This is a genomic window from Paenibacillus sp. FSL L8-0158 (assembly GCF_038592965.1).
GTDB lineage: Bacteria > Bacillota > Bacilli > Paenibacillales > Paenibacillaceae > Paenibacillus > Paenibacillus polymyxa_D.
This window is the reverse complement of record NZ_CP151949.1, coordinates 2,815,051-2,841,818: the sequence shown is the minus strand read 5'-3', so window position 1 is coordinate 2,841,818 and position 26,768 is coordinate 2,815,051. Positions and strand designations below refer to the sequence as shown.

General features: G+C 53.3%; 1 protein-coding gene (running past one end of the window). It reads right to left on the bottom strand.

The features are described 5' to 3' along the window. Positions 1 to 22: 22 nt before the first annotated feature. A protein-coding gene (locus tag NSQ68_RS12545) for a non-ribosomal peptide synthase/polyketide synthase (protein WP_342428995.1) crosses the window boundary here: on the bottom strand, positions 23 to 26,768 show its 3' portion. The gene runs 15,563 nt beyond the window's last position; only the last 26,746 of its 42,309 coding nucleotides appear in the window; the start codon falls outside the window, past its right edge; it ends in the stop codon at positions 23 to 25.

Below are 26,768 nucleotides of genomic sequence, written 5' to 3'. Positions count from 1 at the left end.
CATTGCATCTCAGAAAAGTGGTTTAGAAAATAAAGTCGATGGAATCCGGCGAGAAGCCTTCCGGTTGCTCGTCCGTGTCCACCTGAATATCGCTTAACAGCAAATCTGGATTGATCCCAACTTGGGACAGGATCGCTATCAAATCTCTGGTTAATCTCTCAATAGCGTCGGCTCCAAACAGCTTCGTGCAATATTCAAAGGAACCCTTAATCTCCTCATCTTCATCACTCATGGACAAGGTCAAATCGAATTTGGAAATACGATGCTCCCGAACATACGGGCTGAAGGACAGCGTTTCAAGCTTCGCTTCCGGCGACTCTGTATTTTCCAGTACAAACATGGTGTCGAATAATGGGTTACGGCTTGCATCCCGTGCTACATCCAGCTTTTCCACCAACTCTTCCAGTGGATAATCCTGATGCTCGAAGGCTTGCAGCGTACGATCTCTGGCTTCCTGCAAGTAGCTGTGGAACGTTTGGTTGCCCCTCGGCTGATGCCGGATGGCTAGCGTATTGACGAACATTCCGATTAGTGGCTCCAGTTCCGGCAACAAGCGGCCTGCTACCGGCGTACCGATGATCAAATCGTCCTGACCGCTGTATTTGGACAGCAGAACGGTGTAGGCGCTCAATAGCACCATGTACAGCGTGCTTCCGGTCTGTGCCGCAATTCGGTGCAGTTGCTCGGATACATTCGGGTCCACTGTAAATTCATACATCGCACCCTCGAAGCTGCGAACAGCAGGTCTAGGATAAGCAATCGGCAAATCCAGTACCGGCAATTCTCCAGCTAAGTGCTCCAGCCAGAAGTGTTCCCTGCGTTGGTATGATTCACGCTGCGTCTCCTGCTGCTGCCACACGGCATAGTCCTTGTACTGAATTTGTAACGGCTCCAATGCCTGTCCCTCGTACAGTTGTACCAGCTCCTGCACGATATTGTTAGACGATACACCGTCTGAAATAATATGGTGCATGTCGTACATCAGGAGATGGCGCTCTGGCCCGATTTGAAGGAGACGGACACGCAGCAGTGGTGCCTGACGAAGATCAAAGCTGCGTACAAAGGACTCGATATAGGCTTCGGATTCAGACTCATTGGCCTGCAGGTGCTCTACTGCAAATTCCACTTGATCATACACCCGCTGAACGACCTCGCCTTCCACCATTTCAAAGGATGTCCGCAGCGTTTCATGGCGGGCTACTAACTGACGGAACGCATCCTCCAGCCGATCGGCCTGAAGTGGTCCCTCCACGGTTAACACACCCGGCATATTGTAGCTGAGATCCCCACCTTCCAGATGGCTCAAAATGTACAGTCGTTTTTGAGCCGAGGAAACCGGGTAGTACGCCTGTTGCGCCGCCGCAGGGATCACCGTATAGGTGTCTGTGCCGTGCGTTGCTATGAGCTGGGCTTGCTGCTCAATCGTAAAGTGTTGGAACACCTCACGCAGCGTCATCCGACTGTCCAGTTCCTGATGGATTTTGGCCACCAGCGTCGTTGCCCGCAGGGAGTGTCCACCCACGTCAAAGAATGAGTCGGTGACTCCTACGCTGGACAACTTCAAAACATCCTGCCAGATTTGGGCTAGTTTGGCTTCCAGCGGCGTCCGCGGTGCAACGTACTCCAGGCCTCCTTCGAGGCGTGCTTCCGGTGCCGGCAACGCCTTGCGGTCGATTTTCCCGTTCGGGGTCAGCGGGAAACGATCCAGTTGTACCACATACGTCGGGATCATGTAATCCGGCAGCTTCGGCTGCAGCGCATTCCGCAGCTCCGGCAAACTCAGGGACGCTGAAGTTATGATATAGGCACACAGGTCCTTGTGTCCGTCCTCGTTTTCCCATGCCGTGACCACGGCTTTCTGAATGCCGTCCACGGTCAGCAGCTGAGCTTCCACCTCGCCCAGCTCGATTCGGTACCCCCGGATTTTCACTTGGTGGTCAATCCGGCCCAAATACTCAATGCTGCCGTCTGGCATCCATCGTGCCAGGTCACCCGTCCGGTACATCCGGTGTGCGTGAGTGCTATCCGCTTGATCGGCTGCTGCCGCAACAGCGAACGGATTTGGGACAAACTTCTCTGCCGTCAGCTCTGGCAGATTCAGGTATCCTCGTCCCACACCTGCACCCCCGATATAGAGTTCACCTGCGATACCGATCGGTACCAGCTGTTGCTGGCTGTTCAGGATGTACACAGACTGGTTCGCGATCGGCGTTCCGATGGATACCGTGTGCTCCCCTTTTTCCAGCAGTACGTTCAGGGACTCCACATCTTCAATCGTATAAGCAGTCGCATCTACCGTTGTTTCGGTCGGACCGTACACGTTCGTAATGACCGGATGATACCCGGACCAATTGTGCAGGAACACTTGTACCAGCTGCACGGATAATGCTTCGCCACCGATCAGGTAATGCTTCACTTCCGGCGCTTCCGTCACACTGACGCTTTCGTTCAAAATATGCAGATGCGCAGGTGTGCCGTCCGACAGATCAATCCGGTGCGTGCGGTAGTAGGCGATCAAATGCTCTCCGCTCAGACTGACGTCACGGGATACCACATGCAGAGTGTGGCCTAACAGCAAGCTGGCAAAGATTTGTTTCACCGAAGCGTCAAATACAAATGCCGACAGCCATGCGATGTGAAGCGGCTGATCATACCGGCTGTATACTCGCTCAAACAGAGCATCTACCAGATTGCTGACACTGCCCTGCTCGATCATGACCCCTTTCGGCTGACCGGTGGTGCCTGACGTGTAAATCATATAGGCCAGGTTGTGCGGGCCGGCGACAGGGATCAGGTTGCTCGCATCCTGTGCTCCCAACTGAGCTTGAACGTCCTCGTCGTCAAGGACTATAGCTTGTACTGTCGATGGCAGTTCGAGTGACAGGGTGGCAACTCTGCTTGTGATCACAACCTTTGCCCCACTGTCTTGAAGCATATAGTCAATACGCTCCTGTGGATACATCGTATCCATTGGCACATACGCGCCTCCGGCCTTCAGTACCCCCAGAATGCTCACCAGAATATCCGCAGAACGTTCCAGCAGTACGCCTACCGGTTGATCTGCTTCAACACCTTTCGCCCGTAACACACGGGCCAACCGGTTCGCCTGCTCATTCAGCTCAGCGTAGGTTAGCGTCATGTTCCCAGATACAACGGCTATCCGCTCAGGGCTGTTTTTCGCTTGCTCTTCAAAACGCTCGCTGAGCGACAGACCTTGGAGTGTTCTACGCGCGCTGTGCGCGTTCGGATCATTGAACACCTTCAGAATCTGTTCGGTTTCTTCCGCCGTAATCAGCTTCAGCTCACCCAGCTTCGCATCCGGGTTTGCCGCCACGGCTTTGGCCAAACGAACAAAGTGACGTGTCATCCGTTCTACCGTTTCACGCTCGTACAACGCGGTTGCATACTGCAATCCGAACTGGATGCCTGCCTCTTCCTCACTGGCCTCCATCATCAAATCAAACTTGACTGGCGTTTGTTCCAGGCCGTATGGACGGAAGCTTAGGTCCGCCAGTTGCAGTTCGCCTTCCTCTGTCGTTTGCAGGGTGAACATCGTATCGAACAGTGGGTGGCGGCTCATATCCCGCTTCACATTTAGCTTTTCCACCAGCTCCTCAAACGGATAGTCCTGGTGCTCGTAAGCTTGCAGGGCACGCGTCTTCACATCCTCCACGTAGCTTCGGAAGCTTTGCTCTGCCGTCGGATAGTTCCGCAATGCCAACGTTCCGACGAACATCCCGATCATCGGCTCCAGATCCGCATGCGGTCGTCCGGCAATCGGTGTGCCGACTACGATGTCCTCTTGCCCGCTGTATTGATGCAAGAGCGCGGTGTACGCCGCCAGCAGCACCATATATAGCGTGGAGCCTGTGTCCGCCGCCAGTTCCTTCAGACGTTCGCTTGCTTCGTGTTCCAGCCCGAACACCACCGTATCGCCTGCCGTACTCCGCACCGCCGGACGGGCAAAGTCCGTAGGTACATCCAGCACTGGCAGCTCACCCTGGAAGGTGTTGAGCCAGTACGCTTCCTGACGTTGCATCCACTCTTGATGAGCTTCGCTTTGCTGCCATACCGCATAATCCTTGTATTGTATCCGCAATGGTAGTAGCTCTTCACCGTCGTACAAGCGGACAAATTCATCGGTCAGTACACCCATGGACACGCCATCCGAAACGATGTGGTGCATATCGAGCATGAGTAAATGCTGCGGTTCCTGCTCGGTTCCTTGTACGCCCAAATCTACCAAGCCTACCCGCAGCAGCGGAGCAGCTTGCAGATCGAACGGACGTACAAACTGTTGCACCTGTTCTTGTACTTCCTGACTGACCATCGTGTCCGTATCCGTGGTTGTGTCCTGGTCTGTACCCATAGTCGCATCTTCTGCCTGTACCTTTGTATATTCCACTTCAAACGGCACAGTGTCCTCAATCCATTGCATTGGCTCACTGTCCACCAGTGCAAAGCGAGTACGCAAGGTCGCATGACGGGCGATTAATTGACGGAACACGTCCTCCACTCGCTTCACGTCCAGCGGACCACTCACTTGTAGCACTGACGGCATGTTGTAGTTCACATCATTCGGGTCGAACTGATGCAGCACATACAGTCGTTTTTGCGCCGAGGAAAGCGGGTAGAAGCTGCGTTCTTCCGTCACCGGAATGGACGCATACGCCACTTGATCCAGACCTTCCATGACCGCTGCCAGTTGTTCAATCGTTGGCGATTCAAAAATACTGCGCAATGGAAGCGGCTTGTTCAGCTCCTTGTGAATCCTCGAGGCGAGCGTCGTCGCCCGCAGTGAATGTCCACCAATCTCGAAGAAGTTTTCCTTCACGCCGACCTGCGCCAGGCCCAGCACATCCTGCCAGATTTGCGTCAGCTTCACTTCCACCCACGTTCGCGGTGCGACATAATCGGCTCCGCTTTGCAGGCTGTCTTCTGGTGCTGGTAGAGCCTTGCGGTCGATTTTACCGTTCGGTGTCAGCGGCATTTGTTCCAGCTGTACCAGATAGGAAGGGATCATGTAACCCGGCAGCTTCTGGCTCAAATCGCTGCGTAGCTCACTTGCGACAACTTCCTCATCGGCGACCACATAAGCGCAGAGCTGCTTCTGCCCTTGCTCATCTTCCCGTGCGATGACCACAGCTTCTCGTACTGCCTCCAGCTTCAACAGCTGCGTTTCTACCTCGCCCAGTTCGACTCGGTAGCCCCGAATTTTCACCTGCGCATCGATCCGTCCCTTATATTCAAGCGTACCGTCCACATTTAAGCGTACCATGTCGCCTGTGCGATAGCAGCGTTCTCCGCTGCGGAACGGGCTATCAATGAACTTTTCGGACGTCAGGTCCGGACGGTTGCGGTATCCACGTGCCACCCTGTCACCGCCTACCAGCAGTTCACCCCATACCCCGATGGGCTGAAGCCGCATCGAACGGTCCACGACGTACGCTGTTGAATTATGGATTGGTCTACCAATTGGCACCGATTCCGATTGCACACCGGTGATCGCATGCACTGTGGAAAAAGTCGTATTTTCAGTCGGGCCATAGATGTTACTGATTCGCAGGGACGGATGGGCCTCCAGCACCCGGTTTATATGTGGTACGGACATCACATCACCACCAACCAGCAGCTCTCGCATCCCCTCGAACAGCGCCAAATCCTGCTGAGACAACTGGTTAAAGAGCGGTGTGGTCAGAAACATCGTGGTAATACCGTGACTGCGGACTGCTTCCTTAAGCTTGAGCACGTCCAAAATGATATCCTGACTCACTAGCACAAGCCGTCCACCGTTTAATATCGCGCCCCAAATTTCGAAGGTGGATGCGTCGAAAACAATAGCCCCTGTTTGCAAAATGCGCGTGTCGGCATCCAATTGCGCGTAGTTTGTATTTTTCACCAAACGTACGACATTACGATGCTCCACCATAACGCCCTTCGGCTGCCCCGTCGTACCCGACGTATAGATCACATACGCCAGATCGTTTGGACCAGACAGCGACTCCAGATTGGAACCATCCTCGTGATACACACCCTGTGCCCCATTCAGCACCAGCACGTGACCGTCGAAAGCTGCTTTGTCCACCAGATGGCTTTGCGTCAATAACACCTCTGCCCCCGAGTCGTCCAGCATGTAGCGGATACGCTCCTCCGGATACGTCGGATCGATGGGCACATATGCACCCCCGGCTTTCAAAATGCCTAAGATGCCCACGATCAAGTCTACCGAACGCTCGGTCATCAGACCCACCAATCGATCCTTCGTCACGCCTTGACTACGCAAGGTACGAGCCAGATGATTGGCGCGTTCATTCAGCTCGCGATAGGTCAACTGCTCTCCTTCGAAGAACAACGCTGGCTGTTCCGGTGTCTGCGTCGTTTGTGTCTCGAACAGGCCATGGATCGTTTGCTCGCTTGGATACTCAGCAGCTGTATTGCCCCATACGCTGAGAATTTGCTCGCGCTCTGGCTCACTTAACATATCCAGCTCCTGCACCCGAATGTCCGGCTTCGCTACCACCTGCTCCAACAGCTGTATCAGATGGCCCTGAGTCCGTTCAACGGCTTTCCGATCATATAACATCGCATTGTATTCGAATCGGATTTTCATCGCTTCCTGCGGCATGACGACCAGATTGAAATCATAGTTGGTTTGTTCAATCATGCCGGCATTGCGAATTTCAAAATCCGACGCTGCACCTTCGCCAAGTTGCTCAACCTGCTCCTCCACCGGATAGTTTTCAAACACGATAATGTGGTTGATCAGATCTTGCTTTTGCTCGCTCAAGGCTTGAATTTCATACAGCGGATACGTTTCATAATCTTGAGAAGTCAGCGCCTGCTTCTGATTCGTTCTGATCAGGTCGGCAAAGGTGTCCTCAGCCCCACTGCGGATACGTATTGGAATGGTGTTAATGAACAAGCCCACCATATTTTCGATCCCCGAAATATCCGCTGGACGACCAGATACTACACCGCCAAAAACAGCGTCGTCACTACCGTTGTACTTTTGGAGCAGCAAGCCCCAAGCTGTTTGCAGCAATGTATTCGGGGTCACGTGGTGCTGCTTGGCCACCATTTCCATACGTCCGGTCAAGTCCTTGCCCAGATCGCATAGTATATGCTCAAATTGCGCACCTTCCGCTTTCGCGCCTACTTTTCCGGTTGGAATCGACGTTTGCTGATCATAGCCGAGCAAATAATCCTTCCAGTAGGAAGCTGCTGCTTCTACATCCTGGGCTTCAAGCCACGCAATATACTGACTGTATGGAGTAACGGGGGCAAGCTTCGGTGCTCTATGCTCTACGGCTGCAAAATATGCCTCAAACACCTCATCCGTGACCAACGCCACACACCAGCCATCCATCAAAATATGATGAGAGCTCCACACAAAATAATAATCCTCGTCACCTGTTCGCAAAATCGCCACGCGCATCAACGCATCCCGGGACAAATCGAATCCGGCTGCCTTGTCCTGGCGAATAAATTCCTGCACATACGCGTCACGTTCCTGCTCATCCAAATGACGCAAATCTTCACATCTGAAACCAACCTCCTTGCGGCGGAAAATAACCTGCACAGGCTCATCCTGCCAACCGCTGATGAAATTGGCTCTAAAGATCTCATGCCGCTGCGCTAAATGATTCAAGCTATCTTGGAAAATATCCGCTTGGAAGCGTCCGTGCAAATCAAAGGTCGTTTGTTCAAAATAAGCTCCTGACGCTGCATCCATCAGACTATGGAACAACATGCCTTTTTGCATCGGCGTCAACGCATATACATTCTCCAGTTCCCCGATGTCACGGGTCCGCGCTACCAACTGATCCAGCTCGGCCAGGGTTACATGTTTAAGCATGACATCGCTTGGCGTCAGCTCTTGCTGTTTGCGGCTTGTGCAATGCGCAATGATTTCCCGCAAACTGATTTTAAACTCTTCAGCTAACTGCTCCATCGTTTCATGACGATATTCCTGCTTGCTGTAGCTGATCGTCAATTGCAGCTTGCCTTCCGAAATCAGTCCGTTCATATCCAGCGTGTGCGTTCTGGCTGCATGGGCGCTAAGCTCTGCACCGCTAGAGTAAGGAGATACGCCAATGGACTGACTTTGCATATCTTGATCAAATTGTCCCAAATAGTTAAAGCTGATTTCAGGCTCGGTCACAAAACGCTCTGGCTCACGTGCTGCGGACAGGTATCTCAAAATCCCGTAGCCAATGCCCTTTTGCGGAATGCGGCGTAGCCCTTCTTTCACATGCTTGATGCGCTGTGAAAGATCTTGCCCCGCGCTCATATCCAGCACAACCGGGAACTGCGTCGTAAACCAGCCCACCGTCCGCGTAATATCCAGCTCTGGCAAAATGGATTCCCGTCCATGACCTTCCAGGCTCACGAGCACTCGTTCCAGGCCCGCCCAGCGATGAATCGTCAGTCCTAATGCGGTAAGCAGCAAATCATTCATATCCGTGTTATAGGCACGATGCGCCTGTTTTAACAGCTGCTCCGTTTCCTGAGCTGTCCACGTGACTGTCATGTTCTCGCTGTCCCCATTTAAGGAATGAGAATGGGATTCGTCTTTTGGAAGCGGCTGATATACGCCCTGTTCTATTTCCTGCCAGAATGCGAGTTCTGCTGCCATGGCCGGACTGTTCGCATATTGAGACTGCCCATCCGCCCAAGTGCGGAACGAATCCGTTTTGTGCGGAAGGCGAGCCGTTTGTCCGTTCAATGCCTGCTCATAGGCAGTAGTAATATCCTCGAACAAAATGCGCCAAGATACGGTATCCACCACCAAGTGATGAATCGCCATCAGCAAATGATCTCCATCTGGGCAATGGAACAGCCCCAGTTTCACCAGCGGTCCTTCGCTTAACTGAATACCTGCCTGAATTTCATTCACTTTAGCCTCGATCGCCGCTGACACCTCAGTCTCATGGCTGAGGTCTATACGTTCCAGCGTATACAGCTCGCCCTCACCAATTGCGCGGTTCCAGGCTTCATACCCGTGCTCCGTAGGACGGAAAACGATACGCAGTGCGTCGTGATGGCTAACGATTTGATCCATCGCCGTGCGCAGGGCCGGTTCATCAAAACCGTCCTTGCTATGCAGCATGATGGACTGGTTATGATGATGAGCATCCGTCAGGTTCTGCTCAAAGAACCAGTGTTGAACGGGTGTCAGCTTCACAGCACCCGCCACTTCGCTCTGATCCGCCAATCGGGTCACCGATTGGACTTTCAGCGCTAATGCGGACACGGTTGGATGACTGAACAGGTCTTTCATCTCCAGTCGATAACCTGCTTGCAGCAATCGGGACGATACTTGCAAAGCTTTGATCGAATCGCCACCCAGCTCGAAGAAGTTATCCTGCGTGCCTACCGCTTCCACGCCGAGTACTCCGGCCCATACCGCAGCCAGTACTTGCTCCACCGTGGTACGCGGCGCCACATAGGCTGCACCGGTATGGATGCTTCCTTCCGGTTCTGGCAAGGCCTTTCGGTCGATTTTTCCATTGTGGGTCAGTGGGATCGTCTCCAGTTGCATCAGGCGTGCAGGCACCATGTGTGCTGGCAGTCCGGCTTCCAGCTCGGCCTGTACCTCCTCGATCCGCAGCTCGGCTTCCCCTGTGATGTATCCGCACAAATACTTATGTCCACGCTCGTCCGTCCGGTCGATGACTACCGCTTGACGCACACCTGGTACCCGCTGAATTGCGGTTTCAATCTCGCCCAGCTCGATCCGATAGCCCCGGATTTTGACCTGATAGTCCATCCGGCCGATAAAGTCCACATTGCCGTCTGGCATCCACCGCGCCAAGTCACCTGTGCGGTACAGTCGTTCACCCGCTACGTACGGGTTCGCTACGAATTTCTCGGCCGTCAGGCCTGCACGGTTCAGATACCCCCGTGCTACCCCGGCTCCACCAATGCACAGCTCACCCAGTACGCCGATCGGCACCGGATTCAGCTGGCTATCCAAGATGTAGAAACGTGCGTTCAGCCACGCCTGACCAATCGGTACACTGCCGCTACTTGGCAGCTTCGACAGTTCTTCGTCGTAGAAGCTGGAGTCGATCGCCGCTTCCGTAACGCCGTAGCTGTTCATAATGCGAATATCTGCGCCAAACCGTTCTTGCAGCACCCGATAATCCGTCACGTTGCAGCTATCCGAGCTGGTAATTAGCAGTTCCAGACTGCTCATGTCCAGTCCCTGCTCATATACATGCTGCATAAATGGTACGATCAAGGCTGGAGTCGATTCGAACACGGTAATCTGGTAATCGCGAATCCAGCCGTACAGACGGCTTGGGTCAATCCGGTCGTCCTTCGGACAGATGACCATCGTGCCGCCGTTATAGAGCGTCCGCGCGATATCACCGACGAATACGTCGAAGGAGAAGCTAGCCAGTTGCAGCAGTCGGACCGGGAACTGGTTCAGACGGTAATCCCGGCGATACGCTGCAGCCGTATTCACCAAGCTGCGATGCTCGATCATGACGCCCTTCGGACGTCCTGTTGTCCCGGAGGTGTAGATCACATACGCCAGATCCTGCGGTTCGTTGATGTGATCGATGTTTGTCGTATCTCCGGTGTACACTGACTCATCGTCCAGCGCCAGTACGGTGTGCAGACGTAGCCCTGTTGCTGGCTCGGATGCTGCTTCGCGGTCAGGTGGCGAATCTGATTTCAAGCTTACGCCTTCACTCAGGCGGTCTCTTTCCATCATTTCAGCACCAGCCGCTGTTTCCAATTCACCCTCAGTCTGCCCTCCGGCCAAGGCCTGTTGGCTTTCCTCCAGCCACACCTGGGCACGCTCTTGCAATCCCGTTTGGGTCAACAGTACCGTCGCACCACTGTCCTCCAGCATGAAACGAATACGTTCGGATGGATAGTCTGCATCCAGCGGCACATAGGCGCCTCCCGCTTTCCACACCGCCAATACGCCGACCAGCATGTCCACTGAACGTTCACTCAAAATGCCAACAATCGACTCGCGGCCAATGCCTTCATTCCGCAATCTACGCGCCAGTTGGTTCGCACGCTCGTTCAGTGTGCGGTACGTAAGCTGCTCCTCCTCGTACACCACCGCCACGTGATCCGGTACACGCTGCGCCTGTTCTTCTACAAAGGCATGGAACAGTGCTCCTGCTTCTACCGCAGCAACATCCGATACCCCTACATCTCCAAAACCATAGAGGATTTGTGCCTTTTCCTCGGCAGTTACAATATCCAAAGCTGCCAGCGGCTGCTGCGGATGCAGTGTAATGGCACGTACAAGTTCGGTAAAATGCTGCGCCAAGCGCGCGATCGTCTCCGGTTTATACAGCGCCGTGCTGTATTCCAAACTGCACAGAATGCCTTCCGGCTGCTCCACGGCATCCAAGGTCAGATCAAATTTGGCCGTATGATTGTCCGTCGGATACGTCTTAAAGGTCAGACCTTCCAGTTCGAACTCCTGCTGCTCAAATGTTTTCAACTCGAACATGGTGTCAAACAGCGCATTTCGGCTCGTATCCCGCGTTAAACTCAGCTTTTCAACCAGTTCTTCAAAAGGATATTCCTGATGCTCATAGGCACTCAGTGCATGCTCTTTGACCTCTTGCAGGTAGTCTAGGAATGTTTTGTCGCCAGACGGATAATTGCGGATCGCCAGCGTGTTGAGGAATACGCCTACCAGGCTCCCCAGTTCCGCATGCGGTCTTCCGGCAATCGGCGTGCCGACGATAATGTCCTCTTGACCCGTGTATTTATGCAAAAGCGTGCTATATGCTGCCAGCAATACCATGTACAAGGTGGATCCGGTTTGCGCAGCCAGCTGTTTCAACTGCTCGCTGTCCTCCATGCGGATCGCAAACTCAAATCGAGTTCCTTCCAGACGCTGTACAGCAGGTCTTGTAAAATCCGTTGGCATATCCAACGCCGGGATTTCACCAGACATCGTGTTCAGCCAATAGCTTTCTTGCGCACGTAGGCGTTCACTTTGCATATCTGCATGCTGCCAAACGGCATAATCCTTGTACTGAATACGCAGTGGCGTCAGTTCGTTGCCTTCATACAATTGAGAAAACTCCTGCACGATAATGCCTTCCGTGACGCCATCCGAAATAATATGGTGCATGTCATAGAGCATGACGTGACGCCCCGGTCCATTTTCGATCAACTGAACCCGCAGCAACGGTGCTTGTGCGAGATCAAATGCACGTACAAAGTCCTGTGCGTACTGCGCTGTCTCCTCTTCGCTTGCTTGTACATGCTCCACGCTGAATGGTGCGCTGGATTCAATCCGCTGAATCACCTCACCATCCACCATCTCGAATCGGGTTCGCAGGGCTTCATGACGGTCAATCAGCTGGCGGAAGGCTTGTTCCAGTCGTTTTTTATCCAAGGAACCTTCGATAATCAACGCTCCTGGCATGTTGTAGCTAACCTCTCCACCTTCCAGGTGACTCAGCACGTACATCCGTTTTTGCGCCGAGGAAACAGGATAATACTCGCGCTCCTCCGCAACAGGAATAGATACATACGTTTGCTGGGTCTGATCTTCACCCATCACCTGCACCAGTTGCTCAATCGTCGAATATTGGAAAATATCTCGCAGAGCCAGCTTGTAATTCAGCTCCTGATGGATTTTCGCCATCAGTGTTGTCGCGCGCAGAGAATGTCCTCCCACTTCAAAGAAGTTATCCTGGATGCCTATTTGGCGATGATTCAAAACGCTTTGCCAAATACGTACCAATTGCTCTTCCAGCCATGTCTGCGGCGCAACATACGCCGTGCCTCCTTCGAGGCGCGCTTCTGGCGCAGGCAACGCTTTGCGGTCAATTTTTCCGTTCGGTGTCAGCGGGAAACGATCCAGTTGTACGACATAGGTCGGGATCATATAACCCGGCAGTTTGGGCTGGAGTGTGCTGCGCAGCTCCGGCAAATTCAGCGCCTCCGAGGCTACGACATACGCACACAGATCCTTGTCTCCGTCTTCCCAGGCGGTGACGATCGCTTTCTGAATGCCATCCACAGTCAGCAGCTGCGCTTCTACCTCGCCGAGTTCAATCCGGAAGCCCCGGATTTTAACCTGATCATCCATCCGGCCGATAAAGTCCACATGGCCGTCCGGCATCCACCGCGCCAAATCGCCGGTGCGGTACAGTCGTTCACCCGGCACGTACGGGTTCGCTACGAATTTCTCGGCCGTCAGGTCTGCACGATTCAGATATCCCCGTGCCACCCCGGCTCCGCCAATGCACAGCTCGCCCAGTACACCGATCGGCACCGGATTCAGCTGGCTGTCCACGATGTAGAAGCGTGCGTTCAGCCACGCCTGACCAATCGGCACATGGCCGCTGCTTGGTAGCTTCGACAATTCTTCGTCGTAGAAGCTGGAGTCAATCGCCGCTTCTGTTACGCCATAACTATTAATGATGCGGATATCTGCACCAAACCGTTCTTGCAGCACTCGGTAGTCTGTCACGCTGCAACTATCCGAGCTCGTGATCAGCAGCTCCAGACTGCTCATGTTCAGCCCCTGTTCATGCACATGCTGCATAAACGGTACGATCAGGGCCGGAGTCGATTCGAACACGGTAATCTGATAATCGTGAATCCATCCGTGCAGACGGCTGAAATCAATCCGGTCGTCTTTCGGACAAATGACCATTGTCCCGCCATTATAAAGCGTCCGCGCAATATCGCCGACGAACACGTCGAAGGAGAAGCTAGCCAGTTGCAGGAGTCGGACTGGGAATTGGTTCAGGCGATAATCCCGGCGATACGCCGCAGCCGTATTCACCAAGCTGCGATGTTCGATCATGACGCCCTTCGGACGTCCCGTTGTCCCGGACGTGTAGATCACATACGCCAGATCGTGCGGTTCATTGATATGATCGACGTCTGTCGTATCTCCGGTGTACAGTGACTCATCACCCAATGCCAGTATGGTTTGCAGACGTAGCTTTGTTGCCGATTCAGATGCTGCTTCGCTGTTAGACACCGAATTTGATTTCAAGCTCAAACCTTCATTCAGGTTGTCCCTTTCCATCGTTTCAACGCTAACCGCCGTCTCCAGCTCACCCTTAGCATTTTCATCGCCCAAAGCCCCGTAGCTTTCATTCAGCCATGCTTGTGCGCGTTCCTGCAATCCCGTCTGAGTCAACAGTACCGTCGCACCACTGTCCTCCAGCATGAAACGAATCCGTTCGGACGGATAGTCTGCATCCAGCGGCACATATACACCTCCGGCTTTCCACACCGCCAATACGCCGACCAGCATGTCCACCGAGCGCTCACTCAAAATGCCGACAATCGATTCGCGTCCAATGCCTTCCTTTCGCAATCTACGCGCCAATTGGTTCGCACGCTCGTTCAGTTTCCGGTACGTAAGCTGTTGCTCCTCGTACACCACCGCTACATGATCTGGTACAAGCTGCGCCTGCTCTTCCACAAAGGCATGGAACAGGGCTTCTGCTTCAACAGCATCAACACCTTGTACCCCCACATTTCCAAATCCATCGATGATTTGTGCCTTTTCCTCGGCGGTTACCATATTCAAAGCTGCCAGCGGCTGCTGTGGCTGAAGTGAAATGGCACGTACGATTTCCGCATAATGCTGTGCCAATCGCGTCATGGTCCCCGGTTTATACAGCGCCGTGCTGTATTCCAGACGGCACAGAATACCTTCTGGCTGCTCTATGGCCTCCAAGCTCAGATCAAATTTGGCCGTATGATTGTCCAGTGGATAGGAGCTCAAGGTCAGACCTTCCAACTGCAACGCCTGTTGCTCCAAGGTTTTCAACTCAAACATCGTGTCAAACAGCGCATTTCGGCTCGTATCCCGCGTCAAATTCAGTTTTTCAACCAGCTCTTCAAAAGGATAGTCCTGATGCTCATAAGCACTAAGCGCATGCTCTTTGACCTCTTGCAGATAATCCAGGAATGATTTATCGCCAGATGGATAATTGCGCATTGCCAGCGTGTTGATGAAGACACCTACCAGACTCTCCAGTTCCGCATGCGGTCTTCCGGCAATCGGCGTGCCGACTACAATGTCCTCTTGGCCTGTGTATTTGTGCAAGAGCGTAGTGTACGCCGCCAGCAGCACCATATACAGGGTTGAACCTGTTTGCGAAGCCAGTTCTTTTAGGCGTTCGCTCACTTCACGCTCCAGTACGAACTCGATCGTATCCCCTGCCGTACTCTGCACCGCTGGGCGGACAAAGTCAGTGGACAGATCCAGTACAGGCAGTTCACCTTGGAAGGTGTCAAGCCAGTACGCTTCCTGACGTTGCATCCATTCCTGATGGGTTTCGCTTTGCTGCCATACGGCATAGTCTTTGTACTGAATCCGCAATGGCGACAGTTCTTCACCGCCATACAAGCGGACAAATTCATCGGTCAGTACCTCCATCGACACGCCATCCGAAACGATATGGTGCATGTCGAGCATGAGTAAATGCTGGGATTCCTGCTCTTGCTCTACTCCTTGTACGCCCAAATCCACCAAGCCTACCCGCAGCAGCGGTGCAGCTTGCAGATCAAACGGACGGACAAACTGCCGTACCCGTTCTTGTGCTTCCTGGCTAATCCTCGTGTACGTAGCTGTAGTTGTATCCAATCCTGTAGCTGTGTCTTGATCCGTATCCGTAGTCGCACTCTCTGCCTGTACCTTCGTATATTCCACCTCGAACGGCACGGTGTCCTCAACCCATTGCATCGGCTCATTGTCCACTAGCTCAAAACGGGTACGCAAGGTCGCATGGCGATCGATTAGTTGACGGAACACGTCTTCTACTCGTTTCACATCCAGCGGACCGCTCACTTGCAGCACTGACGGCATGTTGTAGTTCACATCACTTGGATCAAATTGATGCAATACATACAGTCGTTTTTGCGCTGAAGATAACGGGTAAAAGCTGCGTTCTTCCGTTACCGGAATGGACGCGTACACCACTTGATCCAGACCTTCCAGAACGGCTGCCAGTTGTTCAATGGTGGGTGCTTCAAAAATGCTGCGCAGTGGAAGCGGCTTGTTCAGTTCCTTGTGAATCTTCGAGGCCAGTGTCGTCGCCCGCAGCGAGTGTCCACCAATCTCGAAGAAGTTTTCCTTCACACCGACCTGCGCGAGGCCCAGCACATCCTGCCAGATTTGCGCCAGCTTAACTTCCACCCACGTCCGCGGTGCGACATAATCGGCTCCGGTTTGTAGGCTGCCTTCCGGTGCTGGCAGGGCCTTGCGGTCAATCTTGCCATTGGGACTCAGCGGCATTTGCTCCAGCTGTACAAAGTACGATGGTACCATGTAGCTTGGCAGCTCCCGGCCCAGCTCACTTCTCAGCTCGCTAGCACCGAGCTCTTGCCCCGCAACATAGTAGGCCACCATTTGTTTTTGGCCCGTTTCATCCGCACGAGCCATGACCACCGCTTCGCGTACCGATTCCACTTGGAGCAGCTGCGTTTCGACCTCGCCCAGCTCAATCCGGTACCCCCGGATTTTCACCTGATGGTCGATCCGGCCTAAGTATTCAATGTTGCCGTCTGGCATCCATCTCGCCAAATCGCCTGTGCGGTACATCCGTTCATAGCCTGCTTCCCCGCCGGCAAACGGATCGGCTACGAATTTCTCGGCCGTCAGCTCCGGACGGTTCAGATAGCCTCGGGCTACGCCGACACCGCCGATACACAGCTCACCTGCCACCCCAATCGGCTGCAATTGCTCCGTGCCTTCCTTGACGATGTACAGACGAATGTTCTGAATCGGTTTTCCGATAGGAATAACTCCATATTCCTCATCCGGCTCGCAATCGAAGTACGATACGTCCACCGTCGCTTCCGTTGGGCCATACAGGTTAACCAGCTTCGCTCCGGCCAGGCTCGACACGAGCCGCTGGAACCGGGCCACATGCTGTGGCGGCAATGCTTCACCACTGGCAAAGACATGGCGCAGCGTGCCCAGCTTCGCTTGCATCACTTCTCGTGGCTGCTGCTCCACATACTCCAGGAACGCATGCAGCATGGCGGGCACAAAGTGCATCGTGCTCACACCATCGCGGGCAATCGTGTCAACGATGTCTTCCGGGTTCTTTTCCCCGCCGACCGACAGCAGGCTTACCTTCGAGCCGACCATCGACCACCAGAACAGCTCCCATACCGACACGTCAAAGGTGAAGGCGGTCTTTTGCAGGATCGTATCTTCCGCACTCAAGCCGTACCGATCATGCATCCACAAAATCCGGTTCAGCACAGAATGGTGTTCCACCATCACGCCCTTTGGTTTTCCCGTGGAGCCGGACGTATAGATGACATAGGCGACATGGTGTGGCCCAGCCAGTGGCTCCAGATTCGAACCGTCTTCGTTGTAAATGTCTTGGCCAGCCTGCTCCTGACGATCCAGCACCAGCACCTGGCCGTCGAAACTCAGCGATGCTTGCTCAGACAGATGCGACTGCGTCAGGACCAGCTTCGCGCCCGAATCCTCCAGCATAAAGCGGATGCGGTCTGCAGGATATTCCGGATCGATTGGTACATAAGCTCCGCCAGCCTTGAGAATTGCGTAGATGCCTACGATCATCTCCAATGAACGGTGGACCAAAATGCCCACGGGCTGATCCGGTTCAACCCCTTCGGCACGCAGGGTGCGTGCGAGTCGGTTGGCTCGCTCATTCAGCTCCGCGTAGGTCAACATCTCCGACCCGAATATCACCGCTACCTGATCCGGTGTATTCGCTACCTGCTGCTCGAACAGCGTACTTAGCGTTTGATCCTGTGGATAGGCTGCCGCCGTATCTCCCCACACCTGAACAATCTGTGCCTGCTCTTCCGGTGTCACCAATGCCAGCTCATTCACACGGGTATGTGGATTGTTCACGATTTGCTTGATGACATGCAGTACATGTCCCTGCATTCGCTCTATCGTAGACCGATCGTATACATTCGCGTTATATCTAAACATGATACGGAAGGTTTCATCGGGCATCACAATCAAGTCCAGATCATAGTTCGTTTGCTCAACAACCTCCACATTCGTAATGTCAAACGCGGACGGACGAACTTCGCCAAGCTGCTCAACTTGCTCCTCTACCGGATAATTCTCAAATACCATAATGTGGTTAATCAGGTTCTGCTTCTGCTCGGTCAGCGCCTGAATCTCATATAGCGGGAAGCTGTCATAGGCTCCCGAGGCCAGAGCCTGTTCCTGCGTTTTCCGCATCACTTCCACAAAAGTGGCATTCCGTTCACTTTGAATCCGCACCGGTATGGTATTAATGAACAAACCAATCATATGCTCTACACCAACAATATCCGTCGGACGTCCAGATACGACACTACCGAAAATAACATCCTCATTGTTGTTATATTTCTGCAAAATAAGGCCCCACACGCTCTGCATCAGCGTATTAATCGTGACCTGCTGCTGCTTCGCAATCCGGTGTATAGCTTCGCTCCACGTTGGGTCCAGATCTACCGTTATTTTTTCAGAGATATATTTGCTAGTTTCACTTGCTGTAGTGGACACCGTATGATCCCTGCTGTCCGCCACTTGGTCTTTCGATGAAATATCCGATCCAGGTAACAACGTCTGCTGTTCAAAGCCCGCCAAATAGCTGCTCCAATACTCTTTTGCCGCACGTTCATCCTGACGCTCTAACCATTCGATATATTGGCCATACGGTGTGATCGGAGCAAGCTCCGGCTGTTTCTGCTCCAGCAGCGCAAAGTACGTACCAAACACCTCGCCTGTAACGAGCGATAAGCACCAGCCGTCCATGACAATGTGATGGAAACTCCATACCAAATGATACGTTTCTTCATCTATTTGCAATACCTGTACACGCATGAGTGCATCGGTAGCGAGATTAAAACCTCTAGCTTGGTCCTCCTGCTTAAACGCCTGGATATACGCCTGTTGCTCCGCTTTCGGCATTTCGCGAATATCCTTGAAGGAAAGGTCGCTATCCTTGTGACGGAACACGATTTGCAATGGCTCCTGACCGTTCCCTGTCTCAAATCGATGGAAATTCGTCCGTAGCGCTTCATGACGCTGTATCAGCAGATCCAGGCTCTTACGGAAAACAGCAACATCAAAGCTGCCCTTTTGATCAAACGAGGCTTGCTGGAAGTATGCGCCTGAGTCCGGCTCCATCAGGCTATGGAACAGCATCCCCTTCTGCATTGGTGAGAGAGCATACACATTTTCCAGCTCGCCCAGAAAAGCTGTTTGCTCCGTCAATTGTTCCAGCTGTTCTAACGACAAGCCTTTGAACAAGACATCGCTTGGGGTTAGCTCACTCCGCTCTTGGGAGGTACAATGAGCGATCACTTCCTGCAAACTTTCCCGTAGCATCTGTGCAAAATTTTCTACGTTTTGCTGTTGATATACTTTACTGTCATAGCGAATTTCCAGTGTCAGCGCGCCTGCTGTAATCATGCCGTTCACATTCAAAGAATGCTCCAGTACGGTGCGGTCACTCATCGGCTCTCCACCTGGATGTGAAGACAGCGTGATCTCACCATTTTCCAAGTCCTGATCAAATTGTCCCAAATAGTTAAAGCTGATCTCAGGCTGCAAGGTTAAGGAAGAATTAGCATCATCCTGAGACAAATATTTCAGAATACCGTAGCCAATGCCCTTATGCGGCACATGACGCAGGTCCTCTTTTACCCGCTTGATGCGCTGCCCTACTTCCGCCTTTCCATCCACACCCAGCAGTACCGGGTACTGACTCGTAAACCAACCCACGGTACGTGTGATATCCACATCTGGAACAATAGCCTCCCGGCCATGCCCCTCCAGATTGACCAGCACTCGCTCCTGACCGCTCCAGTTGTACAATGCAGTACCGAGTGCAGTTAACAGCAGATCATTGACCTCGGTGTTGTACGCACGATGCGATTCCTGAAGCAGTAGCCGGGTTTCCTGTTCGCTCCACGCCACGCTCACCGTCTCACTGTCTCTGACCACAAAATGCTGTCCTGCCGCTCTTTCTTGATCCTTAGGTAGCGATGCAATTTCCACTTGGGCAAGACGCTGCCAATATTCGCGTTCGTTGTCGATCGCCGGACTGTTCGCATATTGAGACAACTGCTCTGCCCAAGCAGAGAAAGAGTCCGTTTTATAGGGCAAGCGAATTGCTTCTCCCCGAACGGCCTGTTCATATCCCGAGGCAAAATCCTCGAACACAATCCGCCATGAAATCCCGTCTACGACCAAATGGTGGATCGCAATCAGTAAATGATCCCCATCCATGCAGCGGAAAAGTCCCAGCTTCATCAGCGGTCCTTCGTCCAGACGAATGGAGCTTTGGATGGCATTGGCTTTCGTTTCAATCGCCATCGCGACCTCTGTCGCGTCTTCGACGCCTGTCAAATCAACAACGTCCAGACTGTACAGCTCGCCTTCATCCAAACCGCGATTCCACGCTTCATAGCCCTGTTCGGTCTGACGGAAGACCATACGTAGCGCATCATGATGCTCCGTCACCTGGGTCATCGTTTGACGCAATGCGGCTTCATCAAAGCCTTCTGCTCTATACAGCATCACCGACTGGTTGAAATAATGCGGCTCTGCCGATGCTTGTCCAAAGAACCATTGCTGAATCGGAGTCAGCTTGGCGCTGCCCGAAACCACGCCCTGATCGGCAGTACGACTCATCTTATGCACATAACCACTTAGCAGCGAAATGGACGGATATTGGAACAAATCCTTCATGTCCAGCTTGTAGCCGGCTTGCAGCAAGCGGGAGGATACCTGGATCGCTTTGATCGAATCGCCGCCCAGATCAAAGAAATTATCCAAAATTCCGACTCTCTTCGCTCCTAATACAGACTGCCAAATCGAAACCAACGTCTGCTCCAGCGCTGTGCGCGGCCCTACATAATCCGCTCCGCTTTGCAGGCTACCCTCCGGTGCTGGCAGGGCCTTGCGGTCGATTTTGCCGTTGGGTGTCAACGGCATCTGCTCCAGCTGGATGAAGTACGAAGGTACCATATAGTTGGGCAGCTCCTCACCCAGTAATCCGCGCAGTTCACCCGCGCTTACGTCTCTTTCAGCGACATAGTACGCCACCAGTTGGTTTTGTCCCTGCTCGTCCGCTTGCGCCAGGACGATAACCTCTTGCACGTCTTCCACTTTCAATATTTGTGCCTCGACTTCGCCCAGCTCGATCCGGTAGCCCCGAATTTTCACCTGATGGTCGATCCGGCCCAAATATTCGATGTTGCCGTCTGGCATCCATCTCGCCAAGTCGCCTGTGCGGTACATTCGTTCATAGCCTGCTTCACCAGTCGCAAACGGATTCGGTACAAATTTCTCCGCCGTCAGTTCTGGACGATCCAGATAACCACGAGCCAGACCTGGACCAGACACGCACAGTTCACCTGCTACGCCTACCGGAGCCAAATGTCCATGCCCATCCACCATGTATACCCGATGATTCGGCATAGGACGTCCAATGGAAATGAGTTGTCCGGCTCTCTCATCCTCGGATACCGGCCAGATCGACGTCGCGACCGAGTTTTCGGTTGGACCATAGCCATTGTAGTACGCCACCTGATCCTTCCATTTGTATACCAGTTCTGTGGAAGATGCTGAACCCGCAGTGAACAAAATACGCAGATTTGGCATCCGCTCCGGCTCCAGATACACCGCATAGGTTGGTGGCAAAGCGGCCACGGTAATCCGGTGATCGGCCATATATTGCTCAAACCGCTCGTAGTTCAAAATCGTCTCTGTCGTTGGCACATATAACGTGGCTCCGCAGAACAAGGCTTGAAAGATTTCCCAGCAAGCTGCATCAAACGAGTAGCTGGCGAACAGCAGCGCATGATCCGACGTACGGATTCGAAGCGTCTGATCAAAATACGTTTTCAGATTGCACAGCCCGTGATGCTCCAGCATGACGCCCTTCGGCTGCCCCGTTGTCCCCGACGTATAAATCACATATGCTAAATCGTTCGGACCGGACCACCGCTCCAGGTTGGAACCATCCTCGTGATACACCGTTTGTGCTCCATCCAGCACCAGCACGTGACCGTCGGTAGCTACTTTGTCTACCAGATGACTTTGTGTCAACAGCAGCTTCGCACCCGAGTCGTCCAGCATATAGCGGATACGTTCCTCCGGATAGGTGGGATCGATGGGTACATATGCACCTCCGGCTTTTAAAATCCCGAAGATGCCCACGATCATGTCCACCGAACGCTCGGTCATCAGACCCACCAGACGATCCTTCGTCACGCCTTGACTGCGCAAGGTACGAGCTAATCGATTGGCGCGTTCATTCAGTTCACGATAGGTCAACTGCTCTCCCTCGAAGAACAGTGCTGTCTGCTCCGGCGTCTGCGCGGTTTGCGCCTCGAACAAGCCGTGGATCGTTTGCTCGCTTGGATACTCGGTCGTCGTATCTCCCCATACGCTGAGAATTTGCTTACGCTCCTGTGCCGTAACCATATCCAGTTCATGTACACGGATGTTCGGATTCGCTGTCACCTGCTCCAGTAGCTGTACCAGATGACCTCGAATTTGCTCTACACTTTCCCGTTCAAAGGCCAAGGCATTATAACCAAAGCTCATATGGATGGTGTCCCCCGGCAATACCACCAAGTTAAAGTCATAGTTGGTCTGCTCGACAGACTCGGCTCCGGTGATGCTGAAGCTAGACTCATCACCGCTACCTAATTGTTCTAATTGCTCCTCTACAGGATAGTTCTCAAAAATAAGAATATGGTTAATCAAATCCTGCTTGAGCTCCGACAACCCCTGAATTTCATACAACGGATACGTATCGTAGACATGGGAAGCGATCGATTGCTCTTGGATTTGCTTCATCACGTCTGAGAACACACTGTCCATTTGACTGCGAATACGCACCGGAATCGTATTGATAAACAGACCAATGATATGCTCCACATTCGGAATGTCTGCCGGACGTCCAGATACTACGCTGCCAAACACGACATCATCGGTGCCATTATATGTTTGCAGCAAAAGGCCCCAAACGGTCTGCATCAACGTATTGATGGTCACCTGATAACGCTTGGCTACTCGCTGAATACCTGCCGTTAGCTCGGCGCCTAAATCAAAATCCAGACGCTCCGCCTGATATCCTGTTTTGCCCTGCATTTTAGCCTGTGGCAGGCGGGACTGCTCCTCGTATCCTTCCAGAACCTTGCTCCAGTAACCTGATGCGGCCTGACGATCTTGCTGTTCCAGCCATTCGATATATTGACTGTACGGCGTTACAGGGGCCAGTTCAGGCTGCTTATGAGCCAGGATCGCAAAATAACTCGCAAACACTTCGTTGGTCACCAGCGACAAGCACCAGCCGTCCATCACGATATGGTGGAAGCTCCATACAAAACGGTACGTCTCCTCACCTGTGCGCAAAACAGCAACACGCATCAAAGCATCTTGCGCCAGATCAAAGCCTCTCTGCTTGTCTTGGCGCGTATATTCGAGGATGTACTCATTTTGCTGCTCGTCCTTCATATCACGTAGGTCCTCAACATACAGTTCGCTGCGCTTATTCCGGTACACGACCTGAAGCGGTTCATCCTTCCAGCCGCTGTAGAAGTTCGTGCGCAGTACCGTATGCCGCTGCATTAAAACATCCAAACTGGCCGCAAATGCAGCGATATTAAAATGTCCTCGCAGATCAAAGGAGGCCTGTTCAAAATATGCTCCCGATTGCGAATCCATCAGATTGTAAAAGAGCATGCCCTTTTGCATCGGCGTCAGTGCATATACATTTTCCAGCTCACCGATACGTGCGGCCTGTTCCGCAATCTGTTCCAGCTCACCAGTCGTCAGACCTTTAAAGGACACATCACTCGGCGTCAGCTCCTGCTGTTCCTGAGCGACACAATGCGTAATCACCTCTTGCAAAGCGGATCGCAGCAGTCCCGCCACACGTTCGAGCGTTTCTTTGCGATACTGCTTACGGCTGTAAGTCATCGTCAAACGCAGCGTACCTTCCGAGATCATTGCGTTTAAATCCAGCGTATACGGCAAGCGGGAATGGACATCCTCTGTCTCCCCTGCACTATAAGACGACAATGTGATTCCACTGTTTTGCAGATCCTGATCCACCTGCCCCAAGTAGTTAAAGCTGATTTCCGGTTCGACTGCAATCGCACGGTCATTCGATCTGGACGCAGAGGACAGGTAACGCCAAATGCCATAGGTCAGTCCTTTATGCGGAATACGTCGTAAGCCTTCCTTCGTTTCTTTAATCCGCTGAGCCAGTGTCATTTCCTTGCCAGTCTCCAGCAGCACCGGATACAAGCTCGTGAACCAGCCGATCGTACGCGTAATATCCACCTCTAGCAGGATCGCTTCCCGGCCATGGCCCTCCAGGTTCACCGGTACCTGGTCTGCGCCTGTCCAGTTGTGCACCGCCAGTCCCAGCGCGGTCAGCAGCAAATCATTGACCTCGGTGTTGTAGGCGCGATGGGCCTGCTTTAACAGTTGCTGGGTTTCAGCTTCGGTCCACTCCACCGTCAGCACTTCGCTGTCTGCATTCAAGGAGCCCTCGTAGGCAAAATCCTTAGGCAGCGGAGCAATCGCAGCTTTGGCTTGCTCTACCTGCTTCCAATACGATGCATCCGATGCAGCCTCCGGACGGTTGGCGTAAGAAGATAACTCCTGTGCCCATGTTTGGAAGGAATCTGTTTTATAAGGCAATCGTACGGGCTCGCCCTTGATCGCCTGCTCGTAGCCTGTCGAGAAATCTTCAAACAGAATCCGCCACGACACCCCGTCCACCACCAAGTGGTGAATGGCGATCAGCAGATGGTCGCCCTCGGTTGTGCGGAACAATCCCAGCTTCACCAGAGGTCCTTCGGACAGGTCGATGCTGCTTTGGATTTCCGTTGCTTTCGCTTCCAGCACTTCCGCATAAGTCGTCCGTTCGCGGTAATCCATCGTCTCCAGCGTATACAACGCGCCTTCATCTACACCGCGTGTCCAAGCCGTATAACCAGAGGAAGTCTGACGGAAAACCGTACGTAGCGCATCATGGTGCTTCACGATGTAGTCCATCACCTGACGAACCGCCGTCTCCTCAAAGCCCTCCGCGCGATAGAGCATGACCGCCTGATTAAAGTGCTGTGGACGCTCACGCTCCTGGGCAAAGAACCAATGTTGGATTGGAAGCAGCGCGGTTTCCCCGCTCACTTCTTCTTGATCTGCCATACGACGAACCTCATGCATATGCGGTGCCAGGGCTGCAACCGTTGGATACTGGAACAAATCCTTCATGTCCAGCTTATAACCAGTCTGGAACGTACGAGATGCGATTTGGATGGCTTTGATGGAATCGCCGCCCAGATCAAAGAAATTGTCCAAAATACCGACCGTCTGTAGTCCCAGTACGGACTGCCAAACTGCTACCAAAGCGCGTTCTTGCCCCGTACGCGGCTCTGCATAATCCGATCCGGTTTGCAGGCTGCCTTCTGGTGCCGGCAGGGCCTTGCGGTCAATTTTGCCATTGGGACTCAGCGGCATTTGTTCCAGCTGTACAAAGTACGATGGTACCATGTAACTTGGCAGCTCCCGGCCCAGCTCACTTCTCAGCTCGCTGGCACCGATCTCTTGCCCGGCGACATAATACGCCACCATTTGTTTTTGGCCCGCTTCATCCGCACGAGCCATGACAACCGCTTCGCATATCGATTCCACTTGGAGCAGCTGTGATTCGACCTCGCCCAGCTCAATCCGGTACCCCCGGATTTTCACCTGATGGTCGATCCGGCCCAGATATTCAATGTTCCCGTCCGGCATCCATCTCGCCAAATCGCCTGTGCGGTACATCCGTTCATAGCCTGCTTCCCCGCCGGCAAACGGATCGGCTACGAATTTCTCTGCCGTTAGCTCAGGTCGGTTCAGATAGCCCCGTGCTACACCGACACCGCCAATGCAGAGTTCACCTGCCACTCCAATCGGCTGCAATTGCTCCGTGCCTTCCTTCACGATGTACAGACGGATATTTTGAATCGGTTTCCCGATGGGAATCACTGCATATTCCTCTGACGGCTCGCAATCGAAGTACGATACGTCCACCGTCGCTTCGGTTGGACCGTACAGGTTGATCAGCTTTGCTCCGGCGAGAGTCGACACGAACCGCTGGAACCGGGCCACATGCTGTGGCGGCAACGCTTCACCACTGGCAAAGACATGGCGCAGCGTGCCTAGCTTCGCTTGCATTACTTCCCGCGGCTGCTGCTCCACATACTCCAGGAACGCATGCAGCATGGCAGGCACAAAGTGCATCGTGCTCACGCCATCGTGGGCAATCGTGTCGACGATGTCTTCCGGGTTCTTTTCCCCGCCCACGGACAGCAGGCTTACCTTCGAGCCGACCATCGACCACCAGAACAGCTCCCATACCGACACGTCAAAGGTGAAGGCGGTCTTTTGCAGAATCGTATCTTCCGCACTCAAGCCGTACCGATCATGCATCCACAAAATCCGGTTCAGCACGGAATGGTGCTCCACCATCACGCCCTTCGGTTTTCCGGTCGAACCGGAGGTATAAATGACATAGGCTACATGGTGCGGTCCGGCCAGGGGCTCCAGATTCGAGCCATCTTCGTGGTAAATGTCTTGGCCAGACTGCTCCTGATGATCCAGCACCAGCACCTGGCCGTCAAAACTCAGCGAGGCTTGCTCCGCCAAATGCGCTTGCGTCAGCACCAGCTTCGCGCCCGAGTCCTCCAGCATAAAGCGGATGCGATCAGCCGGATATTCTGGATCGATCGGCACATAAGCTCCGCCGGCCTTCAGG